Source organism: Hydrogenophaga sp. GW101-3F08 (assembly GCF_059424585.1).
In genome coordinates this window covers 251,175-260,471 of sequence record NZ_JBWKZP010000008.1, presented here as the reverse complement: position 1 = coordinate 260,471, position 9,297 = coordinate 251,175, and the positions used below count along the sequence as shown (strand labels likewise).

Annotated in this window: 7 protein-coding genes; 2 read left to right on the top strand and 5 right to left on the bottom strand. The window is 59.4% G+C overall.

The window, feature by feature from the left end; translation table 11 throughout:
- Window positions 1–61 precede the first annotated feature (61 nt).
- The 3 genes from AC07YZ_RS19870 to AC07YZ_RS19860 are packed head-to-tail and all read right to left on the bottom strand — an operon-like array spanning window position 62 to window position 3,875.
- The gene (locus tag AC07YZ_RS19870; RefSeq protein ID WP_494796012.1) at window positions 62–2,512 is read right to left on the bottom strand and encodes a UvrD-helicase domain-containing protein; all 2,451 of its coding nucleotides are present in this window, start codon (window positions 2,510–2,512) and stop codon (window positions 62–64) included.
- Window positions 2,509–3,144, bottom strand: coding sequence for a hypothetical protein (locus AC07YZ_RS19865; RefSeq protein ID WP_494796011.1), 636 nt, complete (start codon window positions 3,142–3,144; stop codon window positions 2,509–2,511). Before AC07YZ_RS19865 ends, AC07YZ_RS19870 begins: the two co-directional genes overlap by 4 nt.
- Complete coding sequence (locus tag AC07YZ_RS19860; RefSeq protein WP_494796010.1) at window positions 3,141–3,875, bottom strand: RNA polymerase sigma factor; 735 nt, start codon at window positions 3,873–3,875, stop codon at window positions 3,141–3,143. Before AC07YZ_RS19860 ends, AC07YZ_RS19865 begins: the two co-directional genes overlap by 4 nt.
- Window positions 3,876–4,159: 284 nt before the next feature.
- Here AC07YZ_RS19860 and AC07YZ_RS19855 point away from each other — a divergent pair, with 284 nt between their 5' ends.
- Both AC07YZ_RS19855 and AC07YZ_RS19850 read left to right on the top strand, forming a co-directional pair.
- Window positions 4,160–4,288 carry a hypothetical protein gene (locus AC07YZ_RS19855; RefSeq protein ID WP_494796009.1) on the top strand — a complete coding sequence of 43 codons (129 nt, stop codon included), beginning with the start codon at window positions 4,160–4,162 and terminating at the stop codon, window positions 4,286–4,288.
- A 546-nt stretch (window positions 4,289–4,834) separates the two neighbouring features.
- Entirely contained in the window at window positions 4,835–6,640 is a 1,806-nt protein-coding gene (locus AC07YZ_RS19850; protein WP_494796008.1) for a phospholipase D-like domain-containing protein, read from the top strand.
- 287 nt (window positions 6,641–6,927) lie between these two features.
- Here the strand turns inward: AC07YZ_RS19850 and AC07YZ_RS19845 are convergent, their stop codons facing one another.
- Both AC07YZ_RS19845 and AC07YZ_RS19840 read right to left on the bottom strand, forming a co-directional pair.
- A complete protein-coding gene (locus tag AC07YZ_RS19845; protein ID WP_494796007.1) occupies window positions 6,928–8,049 on the bottom strand; it encodes a glycosyltransferase family 2 protein in 1,122 nt (373 codons plus the stop codon).
- Entirely contained in the window at window positions 8,046–9,209 is a 1,164-nt protein-coding gene (locus AC07YZ_RS19840; RefSeq protein WP_494796006.1) for a class I SAM-dependent methyltransferase, read from the bottom strand. The genes AC07YZ_RS19845 and AC07YZ_RS19840 overlap by 4 nt, the downstream gene beginning before the upstream one ends.
- Window positions 9,210–9,297 lie beyond the last annotated feature (88 nt).

The following is a 9,297-nucleotide window of genomic DNA, read 5'->3' as shown; positions in this document are numbered from 1 at the left end:
TGCTCGTACTCATAGTCCTACTCCTATCTTCAAAGATAAGCGATAGGACGGGTCCGGGTGTTCAGGGGGCTATCTCATCACTGTGTTGTAGAGATTGCAGCAGGGACTCTGGGACCAAGTCCGGGTCAGCTCCCATGCGGAAGTGCTTGGCGTCGATGTCTACAAGGTGGACTGCCTCGAACTCAAGGCCCTTGCTGCCGTGGATGGTCATGACCGCTACCGCGTCGAGACTGTCGGCCTCCGGCGGGGGCACCCGCAACTCGCGGTCATCGCCTATGCGCAGACGGCGGCGCAGCTGGGAGATGAAGCTTCCGACCGTCTGATATGCATGACCGCCATCGGGCACGCGCAAGAAGTAGATGAGCTGCCAAAACGCAATGCGCCGGGTCACGTCGAGGATGCCGTTGCCCGCCAGATGCGGTGCGAGGATGCGTGTCCGGTCTAGCAGCAGCGTGCAGATGACGTCCCAGGGCGAGTCTTTCGAGGAAAGACCTTGAAAGGCGTACTTCCAACGAAGAAGCGCCGCGGTGCCTTGGGTTGTCAGCCCCGCGGGCGGGGAATCGAGCCACGACAGCGCGTCCGGTCGAGAGCTGTCGAGCCAGGTGAGGATGAGGTCCAGGTCCGCAGCAGGCATTTCCAGTCCGGGCAGGCGCGAGACCCGCAGCAGGCCGCTGCCTGAGCGGTCGATGAACAGCTGGAGCAAGGCCAGCAGGTCCTTGGCCTCTGGGCGCTGGAAGATGTCGCCAAGGTGGAGGGCAGGTATTCCAGCGGCGATCAAGGCGTCCGCGGCGTCACCGCACGTTTCGTGCGTGCTGGCCAGCACAACCTGGTCTCTGTACGCAATGCCGAGGTCATGGATGCGTGCGACGTTGGCCGCAACTTCACCGCGAACGATGTCCGTGGTGGCGCATTTGACATGGCGAGGCTTCACGCCGCTCGCGCCGCGGGCGGGCTCGACATCGTCCAGCGGAAGGATGCGCTGCAGCGGGTGGGTAGCGCGCCCCGAGTGTTCGAAGACCCGGACGACCTCTTCATAGCTTCGCCGGTTTTCGGTGAGCGGAAAGGCCTGATGCTCTGGGTAGTCCTCGCCGAAGTTCACGATGCTGCGCATCGAGGCACCTCGAAAGCGGTAAATCGCCTGACGGGCGTCACCGACCACCCAGAGGGTGTCAGCATGGGCTGCGAGCGCCTTCACCAGCTCTGCACTCGCTCGGTTCATATCCTGGTACTCATCGACCAGGATGTGCTTGAAACGACCCACGCTCGCCTTGAAGCTCTCGTAGTTGTTTGTCAGCGCGAGCGCCGGCAGCATCACGAGGTCGCCCATGTCGACGAGACGCGCGTTGTCCTCCGTGTTTGCCTCGTAGCAGCTGTAGAGCTTCGCTACATCGCGTCGACGGGCAAGCAAGTCAGCCGGCGTTTCAGCTGCTGAGGCCTCGACCGCTGCTGCATAGGTAGCAGCGTCTGCCATCTCATCCTTCGCGCGTTGAATGGCTTCAACGGCGGCCTTCAGCCAGTCGAGTGGGTCGCCCAAGGGGTTGAACGCTTGCAAGCCCAGGCTGTAGATGTGCGGTTCGATCACTGCAATCTCGGCCATCTTGTCCGCGACCCCGAAGCGGGACTTCAGGCCGAACTGCTCGCAGTTCTTCCGCAGGAACTCGAGCCCAAACGCGTGGAAGGTGCCGACCCACATCTGGTGCGCGTTCTCAACGCCGAGCTGTTGCAGGCGGTCCACCAGTTCGCGCGCTGCACGGTTCGAAAAAGTCAGCAGCAGCAACTCTTCGGGCTTCGCACCATTCGCCAAGAGGTGCTGGACCCGCATCAGCAGCGTGGCCGTCTTGCCGGTTCCTGGGCCTGCTTTCACCAGCGATGTCTTGGCCTTGGACTGGGCAGCCGATACCTGCTCGGCCGTCTGAGTGATGACCTTGGGCGTTTCAGGGGCCTCCTCAACCGGCTCGGGAAGCAGGAGGCCATCAAGCAGTTGTTGCCGGACCAGTTCCAAAGGCAGGTCGAGGTCGGTTGCAAGCTGTTCCGCCGTTTGTCCCGAAAGGAACAAGCTGCGCGCTACTTTTCTGGGTAGCAGTAGCTCACGGGCGAATATGTTGGCTTGGAGCTCCGCGCGCTCGCGAGCGCCATAGGCCTCGACCTTCTGCGCACCGAACGTGTCACCGTCCTCGGGCTTCAGCGTACTGTCAACGACCTTGTGGCAGCCTTCGTGCGTCTCGTGATGAAGCTTCCAGTGTCCGAACTCATGAGCCACGAGGAAGGCGCGCTCGCGCGTTGATACGTCGTTGCGCACAACGATGAGGTGGAAGTCGTGGTCCAGCACTGCATCGGCCCCACCAAGCGTCTTATCCGAAGGGTGAGCGTCCGAAATCTGGAAGTTCTCAGCGTCTTCGTGTGCGACGGCATCGATGACTACGTTGGAGGCGATGCCAGTTGCAGCCGCCTCTTTGAAGAGGTCCTGCCGCAGCCGTATCGCCGCTTCTCGAGCGCGATGGAAGGGTGTCACGTGGGGTCTTCCTCCGTCTGGAAGGCCAGAAGTCGCTTCTTCTCGTCCTCGCTGACGGGCAAGGAGCAGACGGCGCTCTCCCAGGTCTCCGAGCTAGGCGCATCTGGCGGGCGGGTTGAGCTGTAGCTCTTGGAGCCAACGAGTCGCGGTCCCAAGCATTGCCGTAGGTCCGCCTGCAACACGTGAAGGTGCTGGGCCAAATCCCTGACGACTCTCGCTGGGACGTTGGTGATGGTGGTGAGCACCTTAACCATGAGCAGCGGGTTGCTGCCAAAGCCCACGGCAGCCGCAGCGCGGGCCAGCTTGGCACCAATCAGGCTGGACACGGCACGCTTCGTGGCCTCCATGTCCGAGGCCGGGGTGGCTTGGCCGTCGATTTCGTGAAGCTGATTTAGAACGTAGCTCTGAAGGCGAGAGACGGACTCTTCGCACACGTCAGCAACGTCTGCCGCGGGCACTTCGGGTGACGCCTCGTAAGCGGACCAAATAGCGGCGAACTCGAGGATGTCCTCGCGATATTCAGGGTGGGCTTCGCAGGCGCGAAGAACCATGTTGGGAGACGGCTTGTCGGCAGAGAAGAAGAACTCGTCCAGAACTTCATCGAGCGACAGCCTGCGGATGGGCGATGTCATTGCTTGAACTCCTTGCGCATCTCTGCGACTTTGTCGAGGGCGGTGTTCTTATAGGTGTTGATGGTTCGAGTGCTGACGCCGAGGGCGACCGCAATGTCCTTGACCGGCATCTCGTCGACGAACAGCATCGTGTAGACGAAGAACTCTTGCTTGGTAAGGACAGCCTGGAGGCGGGTGACGAGCTGAGCATGCTCTTGTTTGCTGGCCAGGGCGTCGGCCGGTGTGTCTGGTTGGCGAAGCGCGATGACCTTGCGAATGGTCCTGTCCGGGTCATCGTCTTCGTCGGAGACGCCCATGGCATCTAGGCTCTCCTGAAACTTGCGCTTCTTGGATAGCAGTCGCCGCTGGAAGTCCGTCGCGCGGCGGCGAAACAGTTGACCGAACAGTTTTTCTGCATGCGCGGCGTCGCCGGGCCGCTTAACCAGGCAGTCCCACACGTATGAGGCCAGCTCTTCCGCAGCCTGGTCTCGGTCGCCAATGAGCCCGGGGAAGATGCCACTACGCACGACAAATCCCCCCGCGAGGCTCAGCAGGCGTCGTGACAGCACCCTGGAAAGCATGCCAACCCGGGCCTCGTCTTTTGCCTTTCGAGCTCGGCCGAACATGCGGAACACGAGCTCATCCGGAACGAAAAGCGGGTCGTTCTGCCAATCCGTGCGTGCCAGCCTTGCCAGCAGGGCGCGGACGTCAAGGGCCTCTATGGCCGCGTCGTCAGGGACTTGTTTGTTCATCGTTTTTTCCATTGGTCATGCGAACACCCCCCGCTGGTTTCAGGGGATGCCCCCCTCGCATGACTAAGTCGCAAGATGAGCCGGAAATCGGAAGCCGCCGTGCGTGGCGGGTTCAAATGACCCGCAAAAGCTGCCCCGAAGGCACCGGTTTTCTACCGGCACAGTATGCGATAGCTTTTCGTTACATGTCCATGGCGCGGGAGTTTTTTGGCATCCCTCCCTAGCGGTATTAGCGGTTGTGCCGGCCGCCCGCCCGTCGCAAACTGCCTTGCGAGAATCTGGGCATGCGTCTCACCGCCGAAGCCCGTGCCCTCGCGGAAACCCTCATCGACGGCGCCCGGAAGACCGTCATGAACGCCGACGTCTTTGGAACCAACGGCATCGGGCTGCCGTCGGCCCACTCTCATCTCTGAGGCGACTCGGTCGAAGTGCCAAGCAGCTGCGCAAGTTGGAATGACGCACTGAGCGGCGGGCAGACTGCCTGGCCCGCTGCCCCACCGACAGCGGTCATCGCTGCTGGCACGACGACGGGCGAGCCAATGTCGGCTTCTTGTACTGGACCGTGAACCTGTTTACCAGCCGCGAATGACGGCAACCGGTTGCCCTTCGAATCGTGATGTCGGTTCCAGGCTGGTTGCTGCAGCCGACCAAGCACGCCTGAATGTCGGCAGCCGAGGTCACCTGTCCTTGAAGGATTGAAGGGTGGAACGACCGCTGCACCTCCGTCACCAGCCTCTCAATGCATGTCACCCTGGTCGCGCGTCGAGAACGACTCCTCGCGCCCGAGGCGAGCGGCTGTGCCCGACCCAAAGTAGCCTTCTGGCGAGAGCGCCCAAGATTCAAGCGCACAGCGGAGACGCATATCCAGGTTGGCCGGCGCCCCCTTTCACCAATTTTGGGCTTGACGGCAACTCTGCCACTCCCTACAAACGCAGGCTGATTCAACCGGAGGGCTCAACATGCGTTTCAAGTCGCAGAAGAAGGACGGGTTTCAGGTGTTCGCCGTCGCTGGCGTGAACACCGTTTCATTTGGCATCACGGCCACGGCCACTGCCCGCAAAGGCCTGCTCGGATTCGCCGTTGAGCGCATAGACCCAAAGCGAGACCAGCAATTCTTCGTTCAGGGCATGAAGGTCTTCCCCTCTGTCATTCCCAATCCGGAGGTCGGCACGCGCGTCTCCACCAAGGATCACCCCATCCAGAGCTTTGTGTGGGACGACTTCACCGCGCGCGACGACAGCACCTACACCTACAACTTCTACCCGGTACGCGGCAAACCGAAGAAGCTGGACCACTCCGCCGAGCCTATACCCATCACGATCAAGACCGAGAAGCTATTCTCCAAGAGCACACACGACATCTTCTTCAACCGCGGGGTCGCTAGTAGTCAGGCCTACGCCCGCGAGTTCCACAACGTTCCGCCCCGCAAGATCAAGGACAAGAATGAGCGCGATCGAGCGCTTCAGTGGCTGAGCCGAGAACTGGATGAGGCGCTGCTGGGCTTCATCAACCAGGCGCGATCGGGTGATGAGTTGCTGGGCTGCTTCTACGAATTCCGCTACGAGCCGGCAGCCACGGCCTTGCGTGCCGCGCTCAAGAAGGGCGTGAAGGTCCACCTCGTCGTGGACACAAAGGACAATTCGTACACAGACAAGAAGGGCAAATTCCACGAAGCCTTCCCGCGCAAAGAGAACCTGGAAATGCTGGACAAACACAGCTTTCCCAGGTCGAGCGTCGAGCATCGGGAGATGCGATCCAACGACATCCAGCACAACAAGTTCATGGTGCTCACGCGCAAGGGCCAGCAGCACGCCGCTGAGGTGTGGACCGGTTCGACCAATCTGTCTGACGGCGGCATCCACGGCCAGACGAACGTAGGCCATTGGGTACGTGATCGTGAGGTGGCCAATGCTTTCAGGGCGTACTGGCAGATGCTCGCTACAGATCCTGGTGCGACGGATGGGAAGACCGCGCAAGGACGCGCCGCGAACAAGGCATTCACGGACGCAGTTGAGGCTCTGAGTCCGACCCTGTACCCCGACGACGAGGTCGCGCCTGGTATCACCCCGATCTTTAGCCCGCGCCGCGGCCAGAAGATGCTGGAGCGCTATGTCAGCATGCTTGATGGCGCCGCCACCCACGGATGCATCACGCTAGCCTTTGGCGTGGGCGAGCTGTTCCGCAAGGCTCTGCTCACGCACACAGCCTCCAGTCCGCTGACCTTCCTGCTGCTAGAGAAGGAAGACAAGCCTAATCCGAATAGCAAAAAGAAGGACAAGTGGGAGCCAGTCAACTCCAGGAACAACGTCTACAAGGCGTTTGGCTCACACTTGGACATTGACAACGGCGCGGTCTACCAGTTTGCGCGTGAATCCAACAACCGCGCCCTGGAGATGAACCAGCACGTCGCCTACATTCACTCTAAGTTCCTCCTTATGGATCCTCTCGGCGCCGACCCGATCGTGGTTACAGGATCTGCGAATTTCTCCGAGCCGTCGACCACGGGCAATGATGAAAACATGCTGATCATCCGCGGCGACCGCCGTGTAGCCGACATCTACTTCACAGAGTTCAATCGCCTCTTCTTCCACTACTACTTCCGAACTACGGTGACGATCACATCGAGGATGCGCGCAGAAAGCACCACCACCCCGAAGAAGGCGCCGCAGTTCTTGTCAGAGACCCCGGAGGAGTGGCTGAAGGACTACCAGCCAGGCAAGCTCAAGGACAAGCGGGTGGCCATGTTCTCCGGCATGAGTGTATAGACCATAGCGCCTATTTGAATACTGGAACCCATGTGTGAACGCTGCTGGGTACGGCGAGCACACCGACGCGGATGCGTGCGAATGCCTGCTTCTGGCAGTCAGCGTGAAAGCGCCCTGCAGCACCCCACTGGGCAGCTCCCGCTGCAAGGCCGCGCGTGGACCTTCGAAGGTTGCTTCAGGCTGGTTGCTGGCACTCAACCCGCCTGCCCGAGTAGGTACTATCGGCCAACCAGGGGACCTTCACTGCAATAGGCCGACCTAGCGCATTCGGCTTTATGCGTTCGACTCTAGCTGACAGGTCTTCCTTTCCAACGTGTTCCTTGTGCTGAGGAATGGGAAATGGCAGATCGGACTAAGATGGCTGCGGCGACAAAGAACCCCAAAGGGAAGAGTAGGTAGTAGTGAACCGGCGCCCGCAGCCTGGCACCCGATGTTGCGGCCGCCGCAAATGCGAGGATCACTGAAAGTGGAGCGAGCATTGGAGCAAGGGACTGGGGAGCCAAGAACACCTGAATCGGCAGCGCTGCGAAGCCGAGCAATACAGCAAGCAAGCGGAGCCAGCTATAGCGAAGAGTCGCGAACGAGTTCTTGCTGAAACCGTGCCAGAGTTCCAGTAGGGAGTCGTACATCGGAGAACGCAAGAACAGTGAGCCCTCGACAACCTTAACTGCCGCGCCGCATGCCTTCAAACGTTCAAAGATCTCGCAGTCGTCAAGAACCGAAGACCGATACGCTTCGAAGCCGCCGATGCGATCATGAGACTCTCGACGTACGAGAATGAAGTTGCCAAAGCCAAAGGCATATCGCGATGAAGGTCTATTGGTCTGCGTTGGACTTACGCGCATGGCGGACAGCCAGATCATGACAGGGAGGGCTACTCCGATCCAGAATGAGCGGTATTCAAACTGTGGAAGCACGCAGAGGGCGTCAAGACCTTCCTTTTCCGCGTGTGCGATTGCCGCGACCATCAAGTCACGACCACACTCGACGTCCGCATCTACCAGCGCTAGCCACCTTGCTGTACTTGCTTGCTTCGCTTGCTGAAGCGCAAAGGTCTTGCCCATCCAATCAAACGGTTTGTCGACGCCGCGGACAACTGTGAGCTTCTGGGGATAGTGGGATGCAAGGTTTGCAAGGATGTCAGAAGTCGAATCCGTTGATTGATCATCCGTAACGATGACTCTGGCCATCTGATGCGACTGATCCAGCAACAGACGAATGTTCTTTTCAAGACCTCGAGCGGCTTCGTTTCGGACGGGCACGAGCATGTCGACTGAGACCGGATGTCGTTGCCCGACGTACCGCTGCAGTCTTGGTGTAGACATCGCGATGTACGCTGTTCGGCAAAATAGGATCAAAGCCGTCGCTGCTACTGCGCCGGCATATGCCGTGATGAAGATGTCTGTCACCGTTTCTCGAGCAGGTAGAGCGCCTGCTTGATGACTCCAAAGATGCGCGTGTGCTTGGATGCAACGACAGTCAGGCCCGCGTCGGCAAAGTGTTTTCGCCACATCAGATCGGAGAAATTGTTATGCGGCTCGTCAATGAATGAAACATTGGCGACGCGATCGTAGGCGGACAAAAGGAGTTTTCCGGCTGCAGAGTTCACCAGTTCTTCGCCGACTAACACACGGCTCGCGACGCGCCCAGCCTCCCTCAGCAGCGACAGTGGCTCTTGTGAATGATGCAGTGTGACATGGAGGATGCAGGCGTCGAACTGGTTATCCGAAAAGGGAAGGCCTTTCCCCGGAACAATGTTTACGTGTACTTCAGGATGAAGTGAGTTGTCCAGCAGGTCTGCCGAAACGACATGCAGCTCAGATCTAATGAGTGCGAGGGAGACCCCGCCAGTCCCGCAGCCGAGATCGAGCACGCTCCGCGCATCGCCGAGCATTTCATGAAGTTGTCCCGCCACATCCCTTCCGCGTAGCTCACTGAGGTGCGACGCGAGTGACCTTACTGGCGGGAAGGCCAGAAGGAGCGAGCGGATCGGGAAGAGGGGAAGTCGCTCGAGCGAGCCAGATGCAGCAAGATATGCCTCAAGATGCGAGCGACGAAGCTTGAGAAATGAGCCAACCAGTAAAAGAAGACAAGCAGAATACGCTGCCACGAGTAGTCGACTGCCATCAGCGCCTAACTCATTCGCCGCGACGTGCAAGCCGAGGTACATTGAGGCGAGAAGCAAGGATGCCGAACCGACAGAGAGTGCAGCAACGGCGAACGAGTTGTGGAGCAGTTTCGTTGCCACTTTCTCCCAGGTAAGCAGTGTCTCGCCAAGTGCTTGCGATAGCTTTTCCTCCAAGTATCGTCGGTAGCCTCCAAGCGACAGAATGGCTGAGTAAATGCTCAAGCAGAAAAGCAGAAGCATTACAACAGCGAACGGTGTTGCCATTGTTATTGCGTGCACAGATTCCCTGATACCGTACACAAAGACGGCGCCGAGGATTGTGACCCCGAGCCCAAAGATGCGATCGGAGTACGAGACCATCTCCCGAATCTGCGAACAGATAGCCTCGTGTTCCTTAAGGAGGACGTCAACTTTTTTCGAAGATTCGAGTGCAGTTTGCATCAATTGGACACGATCAGGCTGATAGCGGTCTAGGGTAGTGGGTTATGTGCCCTAAGAAATGAAAGGAACTTCCCCGTCCCTAGGAACC

Excerpts from the sequence above, each read along its gene's own strand:
- AC07YZ_RS19865 (WP_494796011.1), bottom strand. The coding sequence starts at position 3,144 with ATGACATCGCCCATCCGCAGGCTGTCGCTCGATGAAGTTCTGGACGAG.
- AC07YZ_RS19860 (WP_494796010.1), bottom strand. The coding sequence starts at position 3,875 with ATGAACAAACAAGTCCCTGACGACGCGGCCATAGAGGCCCTTGACGTC.
- AC07YZ_RS19855 (WP_494796009.1), top strand. The coding sequence starts at position 4,160 with ATGCGTCTCACCGCCGAAGCCCGTGCCCTCGCGGAAACCCTCATCGAC.
- AC07YZ_RS19850 (WP_494796008.1), top strand. The coding sequence starts at position 4,835 with ATGCGTTTCAAGTCGCAGAAGAAGGACGGGTTTCAGGTGTTCGCCGTC.
- AC07YZ_RS19840 (WP_494796006.1), bottom strand. The coding sequence starts at position 9,209 with ATGCAAACTGCACTCGAATCTTCGAAAAAAGTTGACGTCCTCCTTAAG.